General features: G+C 45.0%; 19 protein-coding genes, 2 tRNA genes and 1 pseudogene. 4 read left to right on the top strand and 18 right to left on the bottom strand.

Annotated features, from left to right (window positions below):
- Window positions 1–20: 20 nt before the first annotated feature.
- Window positions 21–1,004, bottom strand: a complete 984-nt coding sequence (locus tag QVP94_RS14650) for a TlpA disulfide reductase family protein (RefSeq protein WP_005861726.1) — start codon at window positions 1,002–1,004, stop codon at window positions 21–23.
- 20 nt (window positions 1,005–1,024) lie between these two features.
- Window positions 1,025–1,795 (bottom strand): EFR1 family ferrodoxin, encoded by a 771-nt coding sequence (locus QVP94_RS14645; protein WP_005861724.1) that lies wholly within the window; start codon window positions 1,793–1,795, stop codon window positions 1,025–1,027.
- 87 nt (window positions 1,796–1,882) lie between these two features.
- Between QVP94_RS14645 and QVP94_RS14640 the strand changes: the two genes are divergently transcribed.
- Window positions 1,883–2,140: a hypothetical protein gene (locus QVP94_RS14640; RefSeq protein ID WP_009276550.1), complete on the top strand. Its 258-nt coding sequence runs from the start codon at window positions 1,883–1,885 to the stop codon at window positions 2,138–2,140.
- 228 nt (window positions 2,141–2,368) lie between these two features.
- Here the strand turns inward: QVP94_RS14640 and QVP94_RS14635 are convergent, their stop codons facing one another.
- From QVP94_RS14635 to QVP94_RS14620, 4 genes are read right to left on the bottom strand one after another with little or no spacing between them, the layout of a single operon-like run.
- Window positions 2,369–3,643: a TolC family protein gene (locus QVP94_RS14635; protein ID WP_022192898.1), complete on the bottom strand. Its 1,275-nt coding sequence runs from the start codon at window positions 3,641–3,643 to the stop codon at window positions 2,369–2,371.
- A 28-nt stretch (window positions 3,644–3,671) separates the two neighbouring features.
- Window positions 3,672–6,785, bottom strand: a complete 3,114-nt coding sequence (locus QVP94_RS14630; protein ID WP_022192897.1) for an efflux RND transporter permease subunit — start codon at window positions 6,783–6,785, stop codon at window positions 3,672–3,674.
- 6 nt (window positions 6,786–6,791) lie between these two features.
- On the bottom strand, window positions 6,792–7,901 hold the full coding sequence (locus tag QVP94_RS14625) for an efflux RND transporter periplasmic adaptor subunit (protein WP_022192896.1): 1,110 nt from the start codon (window positions 7,899–7,901) through the stop codon (window positions 6,792–6,794).
- Between the two features lie 48 nt (window positions 7,902–7,949).
- Window positions 7,950–8,300 carry a DUF8478 family putative metalloprotein gene (locus tag QVP94_RS14620; protein ID WP_502685450.1) on the bottom strand — a complete coding sequence of 117 codons (351 nt, stop codon included), beginning with the start codon at window positions 8,298–8,300 and terminating at the stop codon, window positions 7,950–7,952.
- 137 nt (window positions 8,301–8,437) lie between these two features.
- Between QVP94_RS14620 and QVP94_RS14615 the strand changes: the two genes are divergently transcribed.
- Window positions 8,438–9,985, top strand: a complete 1,548-nt coding sequence (locus tag QVP94_RS14615; protein ID WP_022192894.1) for a M28 family metallopeptidase — start codon at window positions 8,438–8,440, stop codon at window positions 9,983–9,985.
- A gap of 141 nt (window positions 9,986–10,126) precedes the next feature.
- Here QVP94_RS14615 and QVP94_RS14610 read toward each other — a convergent pair.
- The 9 genes from QVP94_RS14610 to panC form a co-directional block, all read right to left on the bottom strand.
- Window positions 10,127–10,200, bottom strand: a tRNA-His gene (locus QVP94_RS14610).
- Window positions 10,201–10,292: 92 nt separating this feature from the next.
- Window positions 10,293–10,366: transfer RNA gene (locus QVP94_RS14605), tRNA-His, on the bottom strand.
- A 98-nt stretch (window positions 10,367–10,464) separates the two neighbouring features.
- Window positions 10,465–11,361 carry a bifunctional methylenetetrahydrofolate dehydrogenase/methenyltetrahydrofolate cyclohydrolase FolD gene (gene folD / locus QVP94_RS14600; RefSeq protein WP_022192893.1) on the bottom strand — a complete coding sequence of 299 codons (897 nt, stop codon included), beginning with the start codon at window positions 11,359–11,361 and terminating at the stop codon, window positions 10,465–10,467.
- Between the two features lie 22 nt (window positions 11,362–11,383).
- A complete protein-coding gene (gene ffh / locus QVP94_RS14595; RefSeq protein ID WP_022192892.1) occupies window positions 11,384–12,721 on the bottom strand; it encodes a signal recognition particle protein in 1,338 nt (445 codons plus the stop codon).
- A gap of 101 nt (window positions 12,722–12,822) precedes the next feature.
- Window positions 12,823–14,733: a heavy metal translocating P-type ATPase gene (locus tag QVP94_RS14590; protein ID WP_022192891.1), complete on the bottom strand. Its 1,911-nt coding sequence runs from the start codon at window positions 14,731–14,733 to the stop codon at window positions 12,823–12,825.
- A gap of 80 nt (window positions 14,734–14,813) precedes the next feature.
- A complete protein-coding gene (locus QVP94_RS14585; RefSeq protein WP_008774104.1) occupies window positions 14,814–15,251 on the bottom strand; it encodes a Fur family transcriptional regulator in 438 nt (145 codons plus the stop codon).
- Window positions 15,252–15,349: 98 nt separating this feature from the next.
- A complete protein-coding gene (locus QVP94_RS14580; RefSeq protein WP_008774105.1) occupies window positions 15,350–16,672 on the bottom strand; it encodes an MATE family efflux transporter in 1,323 nt (440 codons plus the stop codon).
- 98 nt (window positions 16,673–16,770) lie between these two features.
- Window positions 16,771–17,121 carry an aspartate 1-decarboxylase gene (panD, locus tag QVP94_RS14575; RefSeq protein WP_005861624.1) on the bottom strand — a complete coding sequence of 117 codons (351 nt, stop codon included), beginning with the start codon at window positions 17,119–17,121 and terminating at the stop codon, window positions 16,771–16,773.
- Window positions 17,122–17,134: 13 nt separating this feature from the next.
- A complete protein-coding gene (panC, locus tag QVP94_RS14570) occupies window positions 17,135–17,974 on the bottom strand; it encodes a pantoate--beta-alanine ligase (RefSeq protein ID WP_022192890.1) in 840 nt (279 codons plus the stop codon).
- Between the two features lie 100 nt (window positions 17,975–18,074).
- Here panC and QVP94_RS14565 point away from each other — a divergent pair, with 100 nt between their 5' ends.
- Both QVP94_RS14565 and QVP94_RS14560 read left to right on the top strand, forming a co-directional pair.
- Window positions 18,075–18,899: a glycogen/starch synthase gene (locus QVP94_RS14565; RefSeq protein ID WP_005861620.1), complete on the top strand. Its 825-nt coding sequence runs from the start codon at window positions 18,075–18,077 to the stop codon at window positions 18,897–18,899.
- An 11-nt stretch (window positions 18,900–18,910) separates the two neighbouring features.
- Complete coding sequence (locus QVP94_RS14560) at window positions 18,911–20,287, top strand: DUF4270 domain-containing protein (RefSeq protein ID WP_022192889.1); 1,377 nt, start codon at window positions 18,911–18,913, stop codon at window positions 20,285–20,287.
- A 138-nt stretch (window positions 20,288–20,425) separates the two neighbouring features.
- Here the strand turns inward: QVP94_RS14560 and QVP94_RS14555 are convergent, their stop codons facing one another.
- From QVP94_RS14555 to QVP94_RS14545, 3 genes and pseudogenes are all read right to left on the bottom strand, one after another.
- Entirely contained in the window at window positions 20,426–21,718 is a 1,293-nt protein-coding gene (locus QVP94_RS14555) for a glycoside hydrolase family 57 protein (RefSeq protein ID WP_005861616.1), read from the bottom strand.
- 35 nt (window positions 21,719–21,753) lie between these two features.
- Window positions 21,754–23,022: a glycosyltransferase gene (locus QVP94_RS14550; protein WP_005861614.1), complete on the bottom strand. Its 1,269-nt coding sequence runs from the start codon at window positions 23,020–23,022 to the stop codon at window positions 21,754–21,756.
- A 14-nt stretch (window positions 23,023–23,036) separates the two neighbouring features.
- Window positions 23,037–23,243 (bottom strand): annotated as a pseudogene (locus QVP94_RS14545) (4-alpha-glucanotransferase); the annotation flags it as partial.

The following is a 23,243-nucleotide window of genomic DNA, read 5'->3' as shown; positions in this document are numbered from 1 at the left end:
CGGGTTGCAGTAACGTATCCTTATTTAATCACTTCCTTCAAGGTATTCTGTAAGTCTTCTCCAGTGATATTCTTGGCGATGATCACCCCATTCGGATCCAATAACACATTTGCCGGAATACCTCGTACCCCATAAAGAGCAGGGATCTCAGAATCCCAATATTTCAAGTCGGAAACGTGAGCCCAAGTCAGATGATCGTCTGCGATCGCTTTCTGCCATTTAGCCTTATCCTTGTCCAAGGATATACCTACGATCGTAAAGTTCTTATCCTTATATTGCTGGAAGGCATTTACCACGTTAGGGTTTTCCTTGCGACACGGGGGACACCAAGAGGCCCAAAAATCCAATAACACATATTTTCCCCTAAAGTCCGACAATGACACAGAAACTCCTGCAGTATCCGGCAAGGAAAACTCCGGAGCGACTTGTCCGATCTGTACGTGTTCTAATTGTTTGATAATACCGTCCAAGTCCTTCACATAAGGACTATTCGCCAATACCGGGGAAATCTTCGCACGAGTCGCCTTCAAATCATCCAAAGATAATTGGTAGGTAAAATAACGATATAGATAGAACGACGCCGCCGGAGAATCTGGATATTTCGAAATCAAACTGTCAATATCATACCCTTCCTCAAATACCTTCTCCGCATTTTCTTGAAAGACATCATTCACCGGTGAATTCTGTACGGTAATAGTCTCCCCGTCATTCCCGATCTTGACATTCATATCCGTATTCTCCAAGAAAAGTTGAACCGGATAGTTCATGCTCTCGGTTGCCAAACCGAATAGTAAAGGCTGATCTACCTCACCTTTAAAGGTGAATTTCCCATCTTTGATCTCCGCCGTATCCACGTCAAAGAACATTTTATTACGGAATGACTTCAAGTAAATTTTACCGTCGGGCATATTCTCTACCTCACCATTGATAACATATCCTTTTGGAACTTCTTGGCAACCAACCACCAAAAGGCCGGCAAGCGCCATCATACAAAATTGCTTCATTTCTCTATTCTATTTATTGATTACTTAAACCCAGGGTGATGATAACGTCCCTTTTTCAACGAGATCTTACCATATTCTATCGCACGCACCGGGCAACGATGAATGCAGGCAACGCACTGAACGCAAGAATCAGCCCATTCCGGTTTTCCGTCACCCGACAGGGAAATCGTACCGGTCGGACAGACCTTCGCACAGATACCGCAAGAGATACAGGCATCCGTAGCATAAAATCGGTTGCCGCCTATCGCAAAGTGAGTGAACAACGGATAGACCATATAGCTCTTCAAAAGAGGGACACTTCCCGCATAATACAAAGAGGGATTTCTCTTCTGCCGGATCGCCTCTACGATCTCGCCTACACGTTCCGGCGCTTTTTCCAGTTTCTCAGTCTCTACCATCTTACTATCCACGTCGAAGCCGGGCATCAAGACATAATTGTTCGGCATTTGTACAGAGAATCCTCCGGTTACGGCAATTCCCCGCCTCGCCAAGATGCTCCGCATGATCCGATCCGTATATCCACAATCATCACCACAAGTACAGACGAAATAAACCTCTTGCCCCTTATATCCGGACAGGATCAACCGGGAAATAAAGCGGGGCACCAATACAGCCGGCCCCCAAGAATGGACAGGAAACACAAAAAACACTTTCTCCCTCTCCCCCAATGGATAAGCATTCTTACCCTCATTCAACGCATCGGCAATGGAAACCAACGGCTCATCGAAAGCCGTCCCTAACGCTTCCGCAACCCAACGGGAGTTTCCTGTCCCTGTAAAGTAGAATATCATGCGCTCATTTTTTAGATGCAAAAATACATAATATCCAAATATATACGCTATCTTTATCTAGTTTAAGAAACCTAAAAAACAAATCTTATGACAACGATGGAATTAAATTTACGGAAAGAATATCTCTATGACTTGATAAAAGGCATGGATGAGGAAAGATTATCGAAAGTGGAGACCTATATAAAACGTTTGTGCTCTCCTACTTCCAAAAAGGCAACGAACTACCCTTGGACGCCATCGGTAGAAGAATTAGAATCTATGATAGCCGAATCTGAAGAAAACTATGAGAAGGGACTTTATATAGAGGAAGAAGAGATGAATAAGTTTTTTGAATCGATGAGATGAAACAAGCCATTACAAAATATTGTATTGTATAGAAAATGATGATTTCATCCACATTGTAGTCGTTTTCGATTGCAGGCAAACCCCCAATAAATAAATATCTTTTTTCAAATAAAAAAACAGCTATATCAAAAGTATTATAACCGGACGTTGGTTTCACAGAAAAACATCTATTTGTAAAGTCTACGTTACCAACGCCCGATTATAAAAACTTACACTCTTAGGAGATGATCAGATCTCAATATCCCAAATACCCGCCGAACGTTCTAATTCGACCAAGGCTGAGCTGTAATTAAACAGCGTCTCAATATACTGAGCTTGTACTTCATCGTAAGTACGCTGGGCGTCCAAGACTTCCAACAAAGAGACTTCCCCCCTATTATAGCTGTAAATCTTGCCATCCATCACCTCACGGGCTTGCCTTAAAAGCCCATCCTGATAATGATTGACTTGCTCGGCGAAAGATTGATAATTGCGATATGCCTGCATCACCTCCGTCTGCACTTGCAAAAGAGCCTGCTTATATTGCGCTTCCGCTTGTTGCTCCCGATAACGAGCGGCACGAACCGTCCCCTTATTGAAATTAGAGAATTTCAAAGGAACAGCGATACCTGCCGTCACTCCGGTAAAAGGAGGCGCCGGGGCTTCCTCATTATAAACCCGGGCATTACGGCTTACGGCGATAGACAAATCCACATCCGTATTCCGCTCCCGGCGAGCTACTTTCAAGGCTCTAGCGGCCACTTCCTTGTTTTTTAAGGCAGCTACCAAATCCGTACGCCCCTCGCTTGCCGCCGTTATTAAGTCAACAAGGATAAAATTCCGAGGCTCCATACGTAACTCGGCCTCTGGGTGAAATAAAGTATCCATACTGAAAGTCCCCGTCAAGAGGTTTAAGTTCGAGAAAGCATTCTTTAATTCCGCACCGGCTTGCAACAACTCGTTCCGCAAGACCCCGGCCTCCACCCGGCTCTGCGTAGCGTCCACCTCACGGATTTGCCCTAAAGAGAAACGGATACTGTCGCTCTCCGCCAATGCCCGGATATTCTCATAGGCATTCTCCTTTACTTTATACAACTCATGTTGCTTTAAGGCTTCCATATAGGCAATCGTAGCGTCTGCCCGGAGATTCCGGAAATAATCGGCCAACAATGCCTCGGTCAACTCACTCTCGCTACGTGCCAATGAGATATTCGCACCCCGTTTCCCAAAAGAGAAAGTTTTGCTCAGTTCTACCTCAACACCTTCTCCCATCTGCAAGGAATTATTCTCATTATTGAAATAAGACACGGAAAGATTCGGATCGTTAAACACCTTTGCCGCCGTTACCTCGGCCTTAGCGGCCGGCACATTCAATTTCTCCGACGCATACTCAAGGTTACCTTCCGCAACCCGCTCCATATATTGCCGATACGTAAGCGGAACCATGGTCTGGGCATTCGCGGATAAGCATCCGCAGAGTAACGACAGGATTATATATTTCTTCATATCTTCTAATCTAAACATAGTACATCTTTTTAATTCCACCGCCGGATTAAGCGTGCAGCTCTTTTTCCTCCGATACCGGCGTCAAATCCTTCCCCTCATAATGCTTCTCGATCATATAGTATAAAGCGGGAAGCACATAAAGCGTGATTACCGTAGCAAATAAAAGCCCGTAAACGATTACCGTAGCCAAGGGACGCTGCACGTCCGAACCGATCCCCGTACTGACAGAGGCAGGAAGCAATCCCAAGACCGCAACCGTAGCCGTCATCAAGATCGGACGGAAACGGTGCTTGGTTCCCGTTATCACCGCATCTTTCAAATCCCGCTCCCTCGTACGTAAGTTATTGATATGGGAAATCATGATCACGCCATTTTGGATAGCGACACCGACCAAGGCGATAAAACCAACCGCCGAGGAAACATTCAACGTCATTCCCCGCACATTCAACGCCAGCATACCACCAAACAAAGCCAAGGGAACGACACTCATCATCAAAGCCGCCTGCCGGAATTTACCGCAAGCCGCAAACAACAAAAGCAGCATCAGCCCCAACGCCAAAGGAACCACAGCCCCCAAACGGGCATACGCACGATGCTGGTTCTCGAACTGTCCGGCCCATTTCAAATGCACGGAATCATGATCGTATTTCACCTCTTTATCGATCAACGCATTCGCCTTATTCAAGAACGCCGTCAAGTCCACGCCACGTAAATTAACCCGTACCGTCAAGTGCCGCTTATTCATCTCACGAGTAATCGTACTGGCACCAGTTGTCATCTTAATCTCCGCTACTTGCGAAAGAGGAATCTTTGTTCCGGAACCGGTAGTCAGCAATAGATTTCCGATACGTTCGGGAGAATTGCGGCTAGCGTCATCGAAACGACAAATCACGTCATAACTTTTACTTCCGACAAATATCTGGGAAATAGAAGCTCCACCGATCGCTAACTCAATCAAATCAGCCACATCCGACACGTTCAAGCCATACTGGGCGATACGGGCACGATCCGCGATAATCTGCAATTGCGGCAACGGAGGCTCTTGATCTACCGCTACGTCGGCAGCACCCGGTATTTCCTTCAACACATTAGCGACTTGATCCGCAATATGGCGACTTTCCGTAATATCATCGCTATAAATCTTCAGCGCCAAATCACTATGAGCCCCAGCGATCTGATCCATCACCATATCGATGATCGGCTGGGAGAAACCGACCGAGTAGCCGGGCATAGTCTCCAACTTAGCCGCCATTTCCTCGATCAGATCCGCTTTCGTCTTACCGAACTTCCATGTACTATAGGGTTTCAATCCCACGCCACACTCCACATGAGAGAGTGAGAACGCTTCCGCCCCCTCATCATCGCGACCGACTTGAGTCATTACATATGAGACTTCCTTAAACTCTTTCAAAGTCTTCCGAAGCTCCGCCCCCATCTCCTTCGATTTCTCAATGGAAATACCCGGAGGAAGCTGTACCTGTATCCAGATCGCCCCCTCATCCAACGGAGGCAAGAAGTCTTTTCCTACGGTATAACTTAAAATCCCCGCTCCCAGCAATATCGCCAGTAACGGTACAATAACCCGTCTTGGCTTCTCCATCAATCGGACAATTTGTGAATGATAAGCCGTGGAAAGTTTCTCCAACCAACGATTATGGTAAATCTTTCCCGGCTTACGATACGCATAAAAGGCCAATCCCGGAATCAAGAACAAGGCCACGCACAAAGCGCCCAGCAAAGCATACCCTACGGTATAAGCCATCGGCGTAAACAATTTTTTCTCAATATGCTCAAAAGCGAACAAAGGAAGATAGGCGGTTATAATAATTAATGTAGAGAAAAAGATCGGGCGAGCCACCTCAGTCGTACGGCGCAAGATCGAATCCTCCGTCAATACCTCATCCGGATGCCGTTCCCTTTTCTTCAAGACCGTCTCCATCATCACGATCGCTCCGTCTACCAAAATACCGAAGTCTATAGCGCCTAAGGAAAGTAGGTTTGCGGGGATATTCGTAACATGCATCAAGATAAAGGCAATCAATAGAGACAAGGGAATAGTTAAAGCCACTAACAAAGCGCCACGCCAACTCCCCAAGAATAAGATCAGTACTAAGACGACCAGTACCATACCCTCGAACAACGTATGCGATACAGTATGCAAGGTCGTATTAACCAAATCCGTACGATCCATAAACGGATGGATACGGGTTCCCTCGGGAAGTGTCTCGTTATTTAGTTCTTCTACCGCCTTATGCACATCATCCAACACCCGGGACGGGTTCTCCCCCCTGAGCATTTGCACGATACCTTCCACGCCATCGGAATAATCACGGGTATCGTCCGTAAAACCTAAAACACCCTTACGCTCCAAGTTTCCGTATTTCAGTTTACCGATATCGTTTAAGTAGACCGGAACGCCATTCACGGTCTTGATCACGATATGTCCCAAGTCTTCCAAGTCCTTAACCAGACCGATTCCACGGATCACATAACTCAAATCCCCCCGGCTTAACATACTACCACCGGCGTTCACGTTATTCTTCTCTATCTTTTCCGTAATATCCCCTAAGGTAATGTCGTATTGCTCCATCTTATAAGGGTTCACCTCGATCTGATATTGGGTAGTGATACCGCCGTAATTACTTACATCCGCTACACCCGTAACCTGTTTCAGTCTCGGAATAATTACCCATTTATGCAAATCGGTCAACTCCCTCAAGTCCAAACGGTCACTTTCCACCACATAACGAAAGATCTCTCCCGTCGGCGAAGTCAAAGGATTTAAGCCGGGAACCGCATTATAAGGAAGCTCCACGTCTACCAACCGCTCTTGTACACGTTGCCGGGCCCAATAATCCTCAATACCATCATCAAAAACCAATACGACCGTAGATAAACCAAACGTATTCTTGCTACGCATTACGTTTAGTCCCGGCAGACCATTCATAGCCCGCTCGATCGGAATACTGATTTGTTGCTCGATCTCCTCGGCGGCCAATCCGGGAACCTGCGTCACGACTTGCACGGTGGTATCGGCGATATCCGGATAAGCATCTATCGCCAACCGCATCCAAGAATAATAACCAACGATCGCTAAGAACAGAAATAACACGAACATCAGTCCTCGCCGATGTATCGCCAAGTAAATAATCCTTTTCATAATCCGTTAGCGTGCGTCAAGTAAATAAAACGCTCCCGTAACTACGATCTCGTCACCTACGTTCAAGCCGGATAAAACCACCGTCTTGCCATCTTCAGTAAGGCCGGTCTCGATCTTTTGTTTCCGGTAATCGTTATTCCCCAATTCCACCAATACGTACATATTCTCCTCTTCCTGCAAGATAGCGGAAGTAGGTATACGAATCACCTCCGCCTCACGGTCGCTCAACTTGACCGTGCCGTACATCTCCGGTTTCATCAAACGGGTACTGTTATCGCACTCGATCAAGACCTCCACCGAACGGGTATCGGGGTCCAGCATCTCGCTGATATGATAAATCTTTCCCGATATCGGTTTATCCGGCATGGCTACCAACCGGATTTCCACCTCATCCAAAGCCTGTATTAAACTCAAATCCTTCTCTTTTACATGGGCGACCACCCATACCTTTCTCAAATCGGCGATGACAGCTACAGGCTCGGCGTCCTCTTTCATATATTGCCCGATTACGATCCGATCTTTCACGACCTCACCGGCTATAGGCGAGCGAACGATCAATGGTTGCCCCAAAGCCATTTCATCCGGATTAATCTGAAAGACTTTCAATGCCGCTACCATATTCTCATAGTCTTTTTTCTTTAACTCGTAATTCACCTCGGCCTCTTCCAATTCCTTTTGGACACCAACCTTGTTTTTCATCAAGTCTTTCTCCCGATTCAAGCTTTTCAAGGCCAGTTCCATCTCTTGGCGAGCTTGGTAATAAGATTTCCCCGCCTCATAAACTGCGGGAGCGCTAATCTCGAAGATCGGACTACCCGGGCCCACTTTTTGCCCTAAGCGAACGAACGATTTCGTAATTCGCCCGCTTACAGGTGAAGCCACCTCCGCATAATTAGAAGGAATCGCCTGTACGACCCCCGAGGTGGTAAACTCCATACGGTAAGGTTCCTGTTTAACCGTTTCCTTTGTCAACTTGGATAAAACAGGAGATTCGGAACCGATATGTATAATATCTCCTTTGAGTGTTACGGCATGCGCAGACTCATCCTCTTGCTTTTGGGTATGGCAAGAGCATAATACTATCGCTGGAAGCAATAGTAAAAATATAGATTTCATATAAGATGCGTAAAATGTTTAGTATAAAAAGTGATTCTAATGCTTGATTCAAATTACTATACCAAACGAGGGAGGCGCACGGGATTCGCCACGCCGCACAAGACGCAAGACAACCTCATTCTTTAGAAAGACGAGCACTACCATCAAAAGCGCCCAAGCCATAACCAAAGGCAAGTACGGAATTAACTCCATACACAATTCGGTCAGCTCTTCAATCGTATTAAACGCTACCGTACTATGCTCATGATGAGGCAAGCCATCGGCTCCCGGCAGATAGGGATGAGAGTGAGTGATACTATAGTTTAGGAAATGATGCGTATGGGTAAAGGCCGTGCCACCCACGTAGTAACTCATAAAGAGTACTATCAAGAGGGGTCTTAACCACTTCAAGCTACGCATTGTTTTCATTCGCCATCTGTTTACTCCGCAAAGTTATAAAAGAAACTGCCATTTCATTTGCAATAAGTCAAAATTTATTCCTTTATTTGCATACACTGAATAATAAACAGTCATATCAATGAAATAAACACTACTTTATGAGAAAAATCTTACTTGTTTGTGCGGCATTAGCCTGCATGACAGTCTCCCCTGTACCAGCTCAGGACGCTGCCGTAAAAAAAATCATCGAGATGGGTCAGAACGATAATCAAGTGATGCATCAGCTGGATATCCTTACGAACCGCTTTGGCGGACGTTTAATAGGTTCCGACGCTTATGAGAACGCCGCCGAGTGGATGGTGCGTGAGTTTAAGAGTTGGGGACTCGATGTCCAATTAGAAGAGGCCGGTACCGTCCCTGTCGGCTTTAATCGAGGACCTTGGTTCGGACGCTTGTTGAGCGACAACGGAATGATCCTGCATTTCGCCACCCCTTCTTACACTTCCGGAACGAAAGGCGTGCAACGTGGGCATGCGGTGATGGAGCCTCGTAACGACGAGGAGTTCCAGCAAATCAAAGGAAGATTGAATGGTGCTTGGGTTCTTATCTCAGGGAAAAATGTAGGTTGGCCTATCGACCGCTCCGCCTCGGGAGATTCCATCCGTGCGGAGATCAAGAAAGAGAACAACGAGATCATGAAGAAAAACAATGATCTAAGACGCCGCAACTGGGAAAACGGGGAGAAAAACGAGATGTTGTCTTATAAGGAATTCCCCGGATTATATTATAAGGAAATGTGCGAGGCCGGAGCTTTAGGTTTTATCCAATCCTCCACCGTACCTATCCGTGCGTTATACGACCGGAAAATGATGAACGACCCGAATACGAACTTCGACAATCTGCCGGAACTTCCGGATATCAAATTAGACGAGCATCAATTCGCGATCATCGAACAAATGGTGAAAGAGAGACGTACATTCGAACTAGAGTTCGATATTCGTAATCATTTTAAATTAGGCCCGGTTAAATACCATAATGTCGTAGCGTCTATCAAAGGCAGCAAATACCCGGACGAATATGTAATTATCAGCGGTCACCTAGATGCTTTCGACGTGGCTACCGGAGGCATCGATTGCGGTACTGGAATCGGACCGATGATGGAAGCCGCTCGCATGATCGCCAAATCCGGAGCCAAGCCTAAGCGCACGATCTTATTTATCGGATTCGCCGGTGAGGAATTTGGCTTATTAGGAGCACAAGCTTGGGTGAAAGCGCATAAGGATAAATTACCCAAAATCGCTAATTTGTTCAATCGTGACGGTGGCCCGGAACCTCCTGTCGGTATCTCCGTCCCTCAAGCCATGTATGATGATTTCGTGAAGATCAGCGAACCCATCCAAAAAATCCGTCCGGACTATCCTTTCGAGGTAAAAGTTCGTGAACCCCGTAAACGCCCGACACGCATGGGGGGAACAGACGCATCAGTTTTCGCCATCGAAGGTGTCCCCACATTAGGTTTCACCACAGAGGATTTCAAAGGATATGATTTTGATTACGGCGAAATCTGGCATACGGAACGGGATTTATACACAAAGAACATCCCCGAATACCAAGAACATACGGCTACGGTTACCGCTATCATAGCCCTCGGTGTAGCGAATCTGGATAAGCAATTATCAAGAGAAGGTTTATATACCGAAGAGTAGGTCAGCACGATCGCTATTATAAGGAGTTTACAATGCCTATTGTAAGCTCCTTATGATGGGCATCATAAAAGACTTACAATGCCCATTATAAGAAATAGAAAAAGGATATGCCCTAATAGACATATCCTTTTCTCATTCTAGGGTGAAAGATGGGGCTCGAACCCACGACCCTCGGAACCACAATCCGATGCTCTAACCAACTGAGCTACTCTCACCATATAAAAAAACCTTTCATTCTTCACAGACGCCTTGGTTCATAAAACCTTGTTTTATTCATAACAAGATTTTTATCTAAAAAACCACAATGGGTGAAAGATGGGGCTCGAACCCACGACCCTCGGAACCACAATCCGATGCTCTAACCAACTGAGCTACTCTCACCATATCCGCCTTTCAAAGGATTCCCCCTTTAAGACGGCGCAAAGATAGGTATAAATTCTGATTACACAAACCTTTTGCGAACTTTTTTATCCATCCACTTACTTATAGATCGCTTTCTTTCCCGCTAACAATGTGTTACGCATCAAAGAAATGATTGTCATAGGCCCTACGCCACCCGGAACCGGAGTGATATAGGAACATTTAGGAGCGACCTCGTTAAACAAGACATCTCCCGTTAACTTAAATCCGCTCTTGGTTACGCTGCTTGGCATACGGGTTGTTCCCACGTCAACGATCACGGCGCCTTCCTTCACCATATCCCCTTTCAAGAATTCAGGAACACCTAAAGCCACGATAATAATATCAGCAGACAAGCACATCTCCTTCAAGTTCTTAGAACGGCTATGGCATACGGTCACCGTACAATCGCCCGGATAAGATTTCTGCATCATCAAGGTAGCCATCGGCTTGCCGACAATATTGCTGCGTCCCAAAACCACGCAATGCTTTCCTTGCGTCTCGATATGATAACGCTTCAATAATTCCAAGATACCGGCAGGCGTAGCCGATACGAAACAAGGCAAACCGATAGACATACGTCCCACGTTAATCGGATGGAAACCGTCCACGTCTTTACGATAATCGATCGTCTCAATCACCTTCTGCTCGGATATATGTTTCGGAAGCGGAAGCTGTACGATAAAGCCATCCACATCCGGATCATTATTTAACTCATCGACCTTACGAAGCAATTCTTCCTCCGTAACATCCTCCTCAAAGCGAATTAAGGTAGACTTAAAACCAATCTCCTGACAAGTCTTGACTTTACTAGCCACATAAGTCTCGCTACCACCGTCATGGCCCACCAAAATAGCGGCCAAGTGAGGGATCTTACCTCCGGCAGCCTTGATCTGGGCTACCTCCTCAGCCATCTCCTTCTTCATCTGAGCGGAAACGGCCTTACCATCCAGCAATTGATAATGTTGTTCTTCCATATTATTGATTGTCTCCTGTTAATTAACGTCTGAACGAGGGCTTCATCGAAGGTAGCTTCATCTTCCCCGACTTTGCGGAAGTAAGCATACGCATCATCTTACGGGTCTCATCAAATTGCTTGATCAGCTTGTTTACCTCCTGGATGCTCGTACCGCTACCTTTGGCGATACGCTGACGGCGTGAGCCATTCAAGATAACCGGATTGCTACGCTCATCCGGAGTCATCGAATAAATGATAGCCTCGATACTCTTGAACGCGTTATCATCGATATCCACGTCTTTCAATGCCTTTCCTACGCCCGGGATCATGGATGCCAGCTCTTTCAAGTTACCCATCTTCTTGATCTGTTGGATCTGGGAGATAAAGTCGTTAAAATCGAACTGGTTCTTAGCGATCTTCTTCTGCAAACGTTTCGCTTCTTCCTCGTCATATTGCTCTTGCGCACGTTCCACCAAAGACACGATATCACCCATGCCCAAGATTCGATCCGCCATACGTTCAGGGTGGAAAATATCCAAGGCATCCATCTTCTCGCCCGTACCGACAAACTTAATCGGCTTATCAACAACCGTACGGATCGACAAAGCGGCACCACCACGGGTATCACCATCCAACTTCGTAAGTACGACGCCGTCGAAGTTCAGCCGCTCATTAAATTCCCTTGCGGTATTCACGGCATCCTGACCCGTCATGGCATCTACCACGAACAAGGTCTCATCCGGCTGGATAGCGCTCTTGATAGCGGCGATCTCGTTCATCATCTGCTCATCGATAGCCAAACGACCGGCGGTATCCACGATCACGACGTCATTGCCTTTAGCCCGTGCCTCGCGGATAGCGTTCATAGCGATCTCCACCGGATTCTTATTCTCCAATTCCATGTATACCGGAACACCTACCTGCTCTCCGACTACACGCAACTGCTCGATAGCTGCCGGACGATACACGTCGCAAGCGGCTAATAATGGTTTCTTATTTTTCTTGGTCTTTAATAAAGACGCTAGTTTACCTGTGAAAGTAGTCTTACCCGAACCTTGCAAACCGGACATCAATATAATGGCGGGATTTCCCTGCAAATTCACGTCAACCGCCGTGCCACCCATCAAGCTGGCCAACTCATCGTGAACAATCTTAACCATCAACTGACTAGGCTTAACCGATGTAAGCACGTTCTGTCCTAAAGCCTTCTCTTTTACCGTATCCGTAAAACTCTTGGCAACCTTATAATTGACGTCGGCATCCAACAACGCTTTACGCACATCCTTCAATGTTTCCGCCACATTGATCTCGGTAATCTTGCCTTCGCCCTTCAACAGTTTAAACGATCTGTCTAACCTTTCGCTTAAGTTCTCAAACATAATTCGTATGTGTATTTATATTATTTTCTACTGGATTAAGGGGCAAAGGTACGAAAAAGAGATGAGTATGCGATGAAAGCGATCTCGAAATTCTTCACTTCTCAACGTTTTAGTATACGGACCGAATTAAGAACCGCCAGCAGAGACACGCCTACATCCGCAAAAACAGCTTCCCAAAGCGTGGCAAAACCGAAGGCTCCCGCCACAAGGACTATCACCTTCACGCCAATAGATCCCACGATATTCTGACGGACGATATTCCGGGTAGCACGTCCGATAGAAATAGCTTCCGCTACTTTAGAGGGCTGGTCCGTTTGGATAACCACGTCCGCGCTCTCGATGGCCGCATCCGATCCCAATCCTCCCATCGCAATACCGACATCACTTAAAGCCAGTACCGGCGCATCGTTCATCCCATCGCCCACAAAGGCAACCAACTTATCCGACTCCGCCGTCAATCGCTCTATATAAGCGGCTTTATCCTCCGGCAGCAGATTACCATACGCTTTATCGACACCCAAACGCTCAGCGAATTGATTCACGATCTCTTGCTTATCCCCGGACAACAAGCAAATATCTTTAACATCCAGATCCTTTAACCGACAAATCGCATCCACGGCATCCTTCTTCAAGGTATCCGAAAGGAGAAGATGCCCCGCATATTTCCCATCGATCGCACAAACCACCACGGTAGATACACTATCAGATAATTCCTTCGGGACAGAAATACCACGTTCGGTCAATAGACGGATGTTACCGACAAGTACCTGCCGACCGTTCATGATAGCCTCGACACCATGACCCGCCAGTTCCCGCATGTCAGTGATCTCCATAGGTACGCTATCTTTTCTTTCCGCATAACGAACTACAGCCTGCGCTACCGGATGGGTACTTTTCCGCTCTACTGATAACAAAACACTCAAAAGATCAGAAGCCGGGATACCCGTGCTTTCCACCGTTATGACCTCAAAACGCCCGGTAGTCAATGTACCAGTCTTATCGAACGCTACCGTATTTACCCGTGTGATCGCATCTAAATAATTACCGCCCTTAAATAATATCCCGGCACGAGAAGCGGCGCCTATACCACCGAAATATCCGAGCGGAACACTTATAACCAAGGCACAAGGACAAGAAATAACCAAGAAAACCAATCCCCTATATAACCAATCCGAGAAAACATACTGGAAAGAAGGTGTCACCATCCCTACCAAGGCTGGAACCGACACGATTAGAAACGACAGAAGAATCACGATTGGGGTATAAATCCGTGCGAAACGCCGAATAAACAATTCCGCCGGCGCTTTCCGCTCCGAGGCATCTTTCACCAAAGCCAAAATACGAGCCAAGGCACTCTGCTCGTACGGCCGATTCACTTGTATACGTACCGCCTGCCCCTGCACGATCATTCCGGCAAGCACCTCCTCACCCTCACGGATAGAACGAGGCATACTTTCCCCGGTTAATGCCGAGGTATCGAACTGTGCCTCGGCTTCCAATAAAACGCCATCCAAAGGCACACGTCCGCCGGGTTTCACCTCGATCCGCTCGCCTACTTTTACATCCTTCGGAGATACATTCATATATGTACCCGTCCGCCATACATCCGTTCGTTCCGGCCGGACATCTAACAAGTCACTGATATTCTTCGAGGCTTTATTCACGGCTAGAAGTTGCAACCTCTCTCCTACCGTATAGAAAAGCATCACGGCTACGGCCTCGGGATACTCCCCAATACAAAACGCCCCAATCGAGGCGATCGCCATTAACGAGAACTCACTAAAAAAGTCTTTCCGCAAAGCCGCTTCCCAAGCTTCTCGCATAACAGGAAGTCCTACCGGCAAAAAAGCGACCAGAAACCAAATGGCCTCTATCCAAGACTCAGCAAACCAACTTATCCCCGAGTACTTCCCGATAAGTCCTATCACCAACAAAACGAAAGAAACCGTCGGCATCCATAAACCGGAACTTCCGTGCGAATGGCAATGTTCGCATCCACATGTTGTACTCATAATCTTATCTATTTTAATTATTTACTTCTTGATTACGGTACAAAGGTAAGAGAAGGGAGTTGCAACTTGATTGCAAATTATCAGGGTTTCTGGGAACGTCGCTTATTACACAATGGGCAAACACCCTTTACCGTATAATTAATGGTATCCATTATATATCCTTCCGGCAATTGAGCGACCGGGATCTTGATATTATTTAAACAAGAGGTTTTACGGCATACCTCGCAGAAAAAATGAATATGCCTATCACCCACTGGGCATGTCTCCGAACGGCTCTGGCATATCTCATATTTTATAGAGCCACTACCATCTTCGAAAGAATGGATCGCATGATGTTCCAATAACAAGGCCAATGAACGGGAAATGGTCGATTTATCCAACGTCTCCAACTCCGCCTCCAATTCGAACAGGGAAGCCGGGCTGGTTCGTTCTGATAATTTTTGCAAGACAAGGATCCGTGCGGCAGTAGGCCGTACTCCTTTTCCTACCAACATATCTTCACATTGCTTCGTGGACATGAGTTACCTTTCTTATTTGATTACAATACAAAAATACGAACAATTTCCCAATATTCACAGTTCAAAAAAAGACGTACGTGTTTTTTCCCCTCATATACTTATATTCTTTTATTTTGCCAAGAGGCTTTCTTTAAATAGATTACGCTAGCGACGAGCAATCCACTATAGTAAATAGCCTCTGTCAAGAAGCATACGGCTACCGGCAAACGTAAACGCATCCCCGCGACATATACAAAAAGCACATACAGAATCAATACCGCCGCTTCCATAAAAAGCGCAGAACGTGTATTTCCCGTACCCGACACCCCGTTGAACGCCACATTAGCTACCGATCCGATCAATAAAGAACCGACAATCACGTAGACGGATGGAACCGAGGCCGCCACTAATGAAGCGTCATTCGTATAAACAGACACGACCCATCCCGGCATCAAACTGACAATAGCGGCAAACACGACCATAATGCCCAACGATAACTTACAGATCTTCCAGATAGTCGGTATAACTTGATTGATCGCTCCCGCCCCGATACTATTACTCACGAACGTGTTTGTCGTGGTCGCCAAGGAATTAACGGGAATCAACATCACGACGTAAATACTACGTACGATATTCGCCACCGCCAACTCCCGTTGCCCCAAATGCTCCACAGCGATAAAGAACATAAACCAAGTAGCGATAGACAAGAAATATTGCAGCATCGTGAACACGGAAATATCCAGCACCCGTTTCAACAAGCCAAAATCGAAAGAACGAATCTGGTTAAGCGCATATTTACGTATATCTACGGTAAGTCTCGTGTAAACCACGAAAAAGAGAATCGATACCGCCTCGGCTATGACGGAAGCGATAGCCGCCCCTTGAATACCCATCTTTGGAAATCCGGCATGTCCGAAAATCAAAAGATAATCCAGTAAGACATTCGTCATTGCCATCAAAACTGCGTTCAATGTCAACACCTTTGTACGGGTAATACCTATAAAAAGAGCCCGGAACATCACGTTCACGAAAGAGAAGAAGAAGCCAAACACACGCCAATCCAAAAATTCCTCCGTGGCATTCAAGATAGCGTCCGAAGAAATCAATACACGCATCACGTCTCCCGCGAAAAAACGAGAAAACAAGAACAATATAGCAGCCAGCGACAATAGGAAGAAAACGCCTTGTATCATGACAGGCCCTATCTGGTCATAACGTCCCTCTCCGTTTCTACGGCCAATCACGATTTGAGATCCCGTACTAAAACCAAAGGCGATCGTAAAAGCGCAGATATAATAAAGTCCTCCCATAGCGGAAGCCCCCAACTCGACTTCACCAACCCTACCTAGAAAAGCCGTATCAGTCACGTTTATCACGTTTTGCGCCAACAAGCTCAAAAAGATCGGGTAGCTAACATTCCATATATTCCTGTTCGTGTACATAACTCGCTCATTACTTAAATTTATGAAGATAAAAAAAGCCCGCCGCATCCCGACGAGCTTTTCTTATGATTAGAGATCTCTACAAAGCCTAGCGTCTGCTATATCAACTTATTTGTCGCCGTATCGGGAAATACCACGGAAGGCTTGAATGTTTTCGCCTCCTCGAAATCCATCATGGCATACGACATAACGATAATAATATCTCCGGGTTGAGCCTTACGGGCAGCCGCTCCGTTCAAGCAAACCACTCCCGAGCCACGTTCGCCCTTGATAATATACGTCTCAAAACGTTCTCCGTTATTATTATTCACGATCGAGACCTTCTCGTTCGCAATCAAATTAGCGGCGTCCAACAAATCCTCGTCGATAGTGATGCTACCGATATAGTTTAAGTTAGCTTCCGTTACCGTTACCCGGTGAATTTTTGACTTTACTACCTCTATAAACATGTATGACTTATAATTAGTATTTGATATTGTCGATCAAACGTACCTCTCCGCAATATACCGTGATGCAACCTACCGGATAATCGGTATCCGACCAGTTCTTGATAGACTCTAACGTATTGCCATCTACGATCTCGTAGTACTCAACTTCCATGACAGGATCGCTATTAATCGTATTGACAACATAGTCAATCACTTCTTGTACGCTTTTTCCGGGCACAAAGGTAGTACTTTCTTTTAATGTATGAGCAATTAACGGAGCTTTTTGACGTTGTTCCGGTGTCAAACGGGTATTCCGGCTACTCAAGGCCAAGCCATCGCCCTCACGAACGATCGGACAAGCATTGATCGTTACAGGGATATTCAATTGTTTCACCATCGCCCGGATCACAGCGATCTGCTGGAAATCCTTTTCCCCGAAATAAGCGTTATCCGGCTCTACGATATAGAACAACTTACTTACTACCTGCGCTACACCGTTAAAATGCCCCGGACGCTTAGCGCCTTCCATTACCTCAGATACCGTTCCCAAATCAAACGTACGGGTATCTGGCTCCGGATACATCTCTTCTACAGAGGGAGCGAATACATAGTCACAACCGGCAGATTCTAATAACGCACAATCAGCCTCCAACGTACGGGGATACGTTTCCAAGTCGTGTTTGTCATTAAATTGGGTTGGATTTACAAAAACACTGACTACACATACATCATTGTTTTTCACGCAATGTTGTACCAAGCTAAGATGTCCATTATGCAGTGCTCCCATGGTAGGAACAAAGCCAATTTTCTTATTATCCTGCTTTGCCTCAGCAAGATAAGCCTTCAAATCTTTAATACTATTTACTATTTTCATCAGATAGATGCTTAATTGACGGTGCAAAGCAACTAAATAATTACCGTAAATAAAAGATTTTTCGTATCTTTGTAGCGTCTTTATAAAACTAGTTTACAGAATGGATGCAAAAAAAATCTTGTTTATAGCCCAAGAAATCACTCCCTACCTTCCCGAATCCGAGATCGCGACAATATGTAGAAATTTGCCGCAAGGAATTCAGGAGCGTGGTCGCGAAATCAGGACATTCATGCCAAAATTCGGAAATATCAACGAGCGCCGCAATCAGTTGCACGAGGTTATCCGTCTGTCTGGTATGAATCTTATTATTGACGACACGGACCATCCTCTGATCATTAAGGTAGCATCCATTCAATCGGCCCGGATGCAGGTTTACTTTATTGACAACGAGGATTTCTTCCAACGGAAATCCACGGTCAGCGATGAGAATGGAAATGAGTATGAAGATAATGACGATCGTTCGATCTTCTATGTACGCGGAGTATTGGAAACCGTAAAAAAATTGCGTTGGATTCCTGATGTAATCCATTGCCATGGCTGGATGTCAGCGTTAACGGCTCTTTACATCAAGAGAATGTATGCCGATGACCCGTGCCTGCGTAACGCGAAAATCGTTTATTCGATCTACAACGATGACTTCAAGAACCCGCTAAACAAAGATTTCGCGACAAAACTGAAGGCGGACGGAGCCAAAGAAGCTGACTTGAAGTTAATCAAGGCAGATACAAGTTTTGTGGGCCTAACCAAATTAGCGATTGATTTCGCTGATGGTGTAATCCAAGGTAGCGAGACGATCAATCAAGAAGTCCTTGATTATATCTCTGCCAAGAAAGATACTCCTTTCCTTCCCTATCAGTCACCGGAAACTTATATGGACGAGTTCAATAAGTTCTACGACGTGGTATTGGATTCTAACACGAAATAATAAATGTAGTAATGAAAATCAAGCTTTTAATACTTGGACTTGGCCTTGGTGCTAGCATTTTGGCCGGGTGTAATGATGATTTTAGTTCGATAGGAACAAGTATTCAGCCAGGCGACGATACAATTGCGGTATATATGGACACGTTCCAGATACAAGCCACTACGGTGCAATTAGATTCTATTTACGCAAGGTCTACTAGCGCCCAGTTGGGTGAACTCTACGATCCGCTGTATGGTAATCTTGTATCGGATTTTATGTGCCAATTCTATTGTCCGAATGATTTTCAATTTGCACATACACCTTATGAGGGAAAAATTGATTCAGTGGAATTCAATATATATTATAATGGTTCCAATAAAAACGGTGTATGGGTAGGAGACTCCTTGGCGCCTATGCGTGCGGAGATCTTTAAAATTACAAGTCCGTTACAAAAGAATTTCTATACAAATATTGACCCTAAGCAATATTGCAATATGCAAGAGTCAATGGGTGCTCAAGCTTATACGGCTTATAACACAAGTATATCCGACTCCCTTAGAAACTCTGATGGTTACAGCCCTCATGTAAGCATTAAAATGCCTACTGAGTTCGGACAAAAATTTTATGATGAAACGATTAATAATCCGGGTACATTCAAGAATCAAGAAACTTTCAATGAGTTTTTCCCGGGGCTTTATGTAACAACAACCTTCGGTAGTGGTAATATATTGTCCGTGGCTAGCTCTGTCCTTAAGATATATTATAATTATGCGGTTAAAAGCACAGCAGGAAAAGACTCTTTAATAACCACGTGGGAAGCTTTCTCCGTCACTAAAGAGGTTATTCAGCTAAGTCGTTTCAAAAATACGGATATGAGTCAATTGCTACAACCGAACGACAGCTATGCATTCTTTAAGACTCCTGCCGGCGTTTGTACACGCATCGTTCTTCCGACACAGGAAATTACTCCGATCATGAAAGAGCGTATCGTGAATAATTTACCACTAGAGTTAAAAGCGATGCCGCAAGAAGATTGGCAATATGTGCTGGCTCCTCCTCCTTATTTATTGATCTTGCCGGAGGATTCTGTAAAGAGTTTCTTTGAGGGTAGTCAAATTGACAATAATGTAACCTCGTTTCTATCCAAGGCTTACGATGCGACTACTCGTACGTACTCATTCCCGAATCTTGCCAATTTATTAAAATATCAGATGGAGAATAATCCGGACAAAGATTTGAGCCTACTTCTTATCCCTGTTCAACGAACAACTACCACAAACAACAGTTACGGTCAAAGTACAGTTGTTACAACAGCCATCACGAATTATCTAGCTCCTTCAGGAGTAAAGATACGAAAGGATGAAGAGGTGATGAAAATTGGTATTACATCATGTAAATATGTCAGATAGCAAAGAATCTATATAATAAAAAAGCGAGATGAAAAACATCTCGCTTTTTTTATATCCGTATCTCTAAGGCAAAAAATAACGGGTCCCTAAAAGGACCCGTCACTCTCCAAAAATAGTCTAGTCAAATCAATTAACGACTTATTTCTTCGCCGCCTTCTTTTTTAATTTATCTAATTCTTTCTGTAGACTCTCGATTTCCTCTCCTTGATTCTTAATCGTAGAAAGCAATGAATTCAATTCCTCATTCTCTATATTCTCCGGGAATTCCGCATTTACACGAACAATGAAATCGGAAAGAACATTCATATAGTTATTAAATGCATCATACGGATTATCGTAAGGGCTAAAGCCACCTTGTCCCATATGCTTTGTACTCATATAATAGAAATGGTCACTGCTCTGCAGATAGTACCAGTCCTGACGGATACGACGAGTCTGAGACAAACGAACACGTTCACCGATCTCATTAATCTTACGGAACGCTTCCTGCTGCAATACATTTCCTAACCAAGAACTACAATCTCTCTCCTCATCTACCCAAGAGATCGGATAAGGAACGGAGATAGAGTCTACCGGCTTGATCAATGTAAATACTTCCGATGGAGTAGAGAAGCTAATCCCCTTATCCGCAGCAAAACGAGGCAAAGCCTTGAAGAACTCAAAAATACCGGTTGAAGCTGGATGCAAAGATCCCAGCACCTCATAATTCATAAACAAATTAATGATTTGCTCTGAATCCGGAGTAGCAGCGATCCATGACATATACTTATCGGCTGTCAAAGGATACTCATTCCAACTATAATCACTGAAACGGTTCGATAAATCCTCGCTGAAACGGTCATTCTTCAATAATAAACTCAACTTCGGAGCTACGCAAGAAGAATACATATAGTTCGGACTCTTCCAACCTAAGATATGCTTAGCACCCTCCGTCAACATCCCCTTATAGCCCATCTCAGAAACCATAGCGGAAATATCATCCGAGTAAATCAACTCCGTATTACGGAACACTTTCGGTTTAACCCCGAATAAAGTCTTGATCTTATCTTCTTGTTTCTTTACTTGATGCTTGAACTCCTCCGGATCTCCCAAGGAAGAAAGAGAATGAGCATAAGTCTCAGACAAGAATTCCACATTCCCCGTAGCCGCCAATTCCTTAAAGCTATCGATCACTTCCGGAGTATAAATCTCCATCTGCTCCAACGCTACGCCGGAAATAGAGAACGCTACCTTAAACTTACCACCACTGGTCTTAATCATCTCCAAAATAGTCCGGTTAGCCGGCAAGTAACATTGTTCAGCTATACGATGGATAATCTCCTCATTCTGGAAATCATCGTAATAGTAATGGTCGTTACCTATATCGAAGAAGCGATATCTTTTTAAACGGAACGGCTGATGTATTTGAAAATAAAAGCAGATCGTTTTCATAATATTGTTTGTTTTATTTTTGTCTTGTCGTTAATTTATTTGTTACCTATCACATTGTCGTAAATACGACGAACCTTTTGTCCGGCATATTCCCATTTGATATTATCCACCTCTTTCTTACCTTCCACTTTCAAGAACTCATGCATGGCAGGATAAGTAATAATAGAATACATGGCATCCGCTAACGCCTCAATATCCCAATAATCCACCTTAATCGCATAATCCAAGATCTCGGCGCAACCGGATTGTTTAGAAATGATAGAGGGTACACCACATTGCATGGCTTCCAACGGAGAGATACCAAAAGGCTCAGAAACCGAAGGCATCACATATACGTCACTGGCTTTCAACACCTCATAGACCTGCTTGCCCTTCATAAATCCGGTAAAGTGGAAACGATCTGAAATATTACGTGCTGCGGCCAAACGAATCATTTGATCCATCATATCACCACTACCAGCCATCACGAAACGTGCATAAGGAGCCTTAGCCAAAACCTTTGCGGCAGCCTCAACGAAATATTCCGGCCCTTTCTGCATCGTGATACGACCTAAGAATGTAATAACCTTATCCTTTACACCCTTTTTATCTGGGATCGCTAAAATCTCAGGACTTAAAGGCTCTACGGCGTTATGTACGGTCGTTACCTTAGCGGGATCTTGATGATATTTCTCGATCACCGTCTGACGAGTCAAATTACTCACCGTTATGATATGATCTGCATTGTCCATACCATTCTTCTCAATCGCATAGACATCCGGATTCACATTACCACGGCTACGATCATAATCCGTAGCATGAACATGGATTACCAAAGGCTTACCACTCACATTTTTAGCGTGAATACCCGCCGGATAAGTCAACCAGTCGTGCGCATGGATGATATCATACTCTTCCGTACGAGCGATTACTCCCGCAACGATCGAATAGTTATTGATCTCTTCCAGAAGATTATCCGGATAACGTCCGGAAAACTCAAGGCACCCTAAATCAGTCACATGACGATAACTGAAATCCGCATAAATATGATCCCTGTACTTATAATACTGGTCAGCGTTCATTCCCGCTTTGGAAACCCGTTGCTGCACATATTCACGGTCAACATCCTTCCAAACAATCGGAACTTGGTTGACACCCACTATCTTTAGAAAGCTCTGGTCTTCATCGCCCCAGGGCTTCGGTATACAAAAAGTAATATCCATATCGGGCTGCATTGCCATGCCTCGTGTCAAACCGAAACTGGCCGTTCCTAAACCGCCCAAGATATGAGGAGGAAATTCCCATCCAAACATTAATGCTTTCATAATGGTACTTAGTTTTATTCGGCGTTATACTTCTTCAACAAATCCACAACACGGAGGATAGCCGCAACATTCATCGCAAAAGAGACAGCTCCACGTCCGGTAAACGGTGGGTTACCATCAAACAATTCCGGGATCGTCCCGATACAGTGTAATGACATCTCCTCCTCCAAGCTTATCAACATACGTTCAGCAAAAGCAACGCCACTCTTTCCGAATACTCT

The organism is Parabacteroides sp. CAG:2 (assembly GCF_000436315.1).
Lineage (GTDB): Bacteria > Bacteroidota > Bacteroidia > Bacteroidales > Tannerellaceae > Parabacteroides > Parabacteroides distasonis.
The sequence above is the reverse complement of the archived record's forward strand: the minus strand, read 5'-3'. Positions and strand labels throughout refer to the sequence as shown.

Bases quoted from the DNA above. Each gene is read 5' to 3' on its own strand.
- QVP94_RS14585 (WP_008774104.1), bottom strand. From the start codon at position 15,251: ATGTCCACGAAGCAATGTGAAGATATGTTGGTAGGAAAAGGAGTACGG.
- QVP94_RS14550 (WP_005861614.1), bottom strand. From the start codon at position 23,022: ATGAAAGCATTAATGTTTGGATGGGAATTTCCTCCTCATATCTTGGGC.
- ffh (WP_022192892.1), bottom strand. From the start codon at position 12,721: ATGTTTGAGAACTTAAGCGAAAGGTTAGACAGATCGTTTAAACTGTTG.
- QVP94_RS14650 (WP_005861726.1), bottom strand. From the start codon at position 1,004: ATGAAGCAATTTTGTATGATGGCGCTTGCCGGCCTTTTGGTGGTTGGT.
- QVP94_RS14620 (WP_502685450.1), bottom strand. From the start codon at position 8,300: ATGCGTAGCTTGAAGTGGTTAAGACCCCTCTTGATAGTACTCTTTATG.
- folD (WP_022192893.1), bottom strand. From the start codon at position 11,361: ATGGAAGAACAACATTATCAATTGCTGGATGGTAAGGCCGTTTCCGCT.
- QVP94_RS14640 (WP_009276550.1), top strand. From the start codon at position 1,883: ATGACAACGATGGAATTAAATTTACGGAAAGAATATCTCTATGACTTG.
- QVP94_RS14630 (WP_022192897.1), bottom strand. From the start codon at position 6,785: ATGAAAAGGATTATTTACTTGGCGATACATCGGCGAGGACTGATGTTC.
- QVP94_RS14645 (WP_005861724.1), bottom strand. From the start codon at position 1,795: ATGATATTCTACTTTACAGGGACAGGAAACTCCCGTTGGGTTGCGGAA.
- QVP94_RS14565 (WP_005861620.1), top strand. From the start codon at position 18,075: ATGGATGCAAAAAAAATCTTGTTTATAGCCCAAGAAATCACTCCCTAC.
- QVP94_RS14625 (WP_022192896.1), bottom strand. From the start codon at position 7,901: ATGAAATCTATATTTTTACTATTGCTTCCAGCGATAGTATTATGCTCT.
- QVP94_RS14590 (WP_022192891.1), bottom strand. From the start codon at position 14,733: ATGAGTACAACATGTGGATGCGAACATTGCCATTCGCACGGAAGTTCC.
- QVP94_RS14635 (WP_022192898.1), bottom strand. From the start codon at position 3,643: ATGTTTAGATTAGAAGATATGAAGAAATATATAATCCTGTCGTTACTC.
- panD (WP_005861624.1), bottom strand. From the start codon at position 17,121: ATGTTTATAGAGGTAGTAAAGTCAAAAATTCACCGGGTAACGGTAACG.
- QVP94_RS14560 (WP_022192889.1), top strand. From the start codon at position 18,911: ATGAAAATCAAGCTTTTAATACTTGGACTTGGCCTTGGTGCTAGCATT.
- QVP94_RS14615 (WP_022192894.1), top strand. From the start codon at position 8,438: ATGAGAAAAATCTTACTTGTTTGTGCGGCATTAGCCTGCATGACAGTC.
- panC (WP_022192890.1), bottom strand. From the start codon at position 17,974: ATGAAAATAGTAAATAGTATTAAAGATTTGAAGGCTTATCTTGCTGAG.
- QVP94_RS14580 (WP_008774105.1), bottom strand. From the start codon at position 16,672: ATGTACACGAACAGGAATATATGGAATGTTAGCTACCCGATCTTTTTG.
- QVP94_RS14555 (WP_005861616.1), bottom strand. From the start codon at position 21,718: ATGAAAACGATCTGCTTTTATTTTCAAATACATCAGCCGTTCCGTTTA.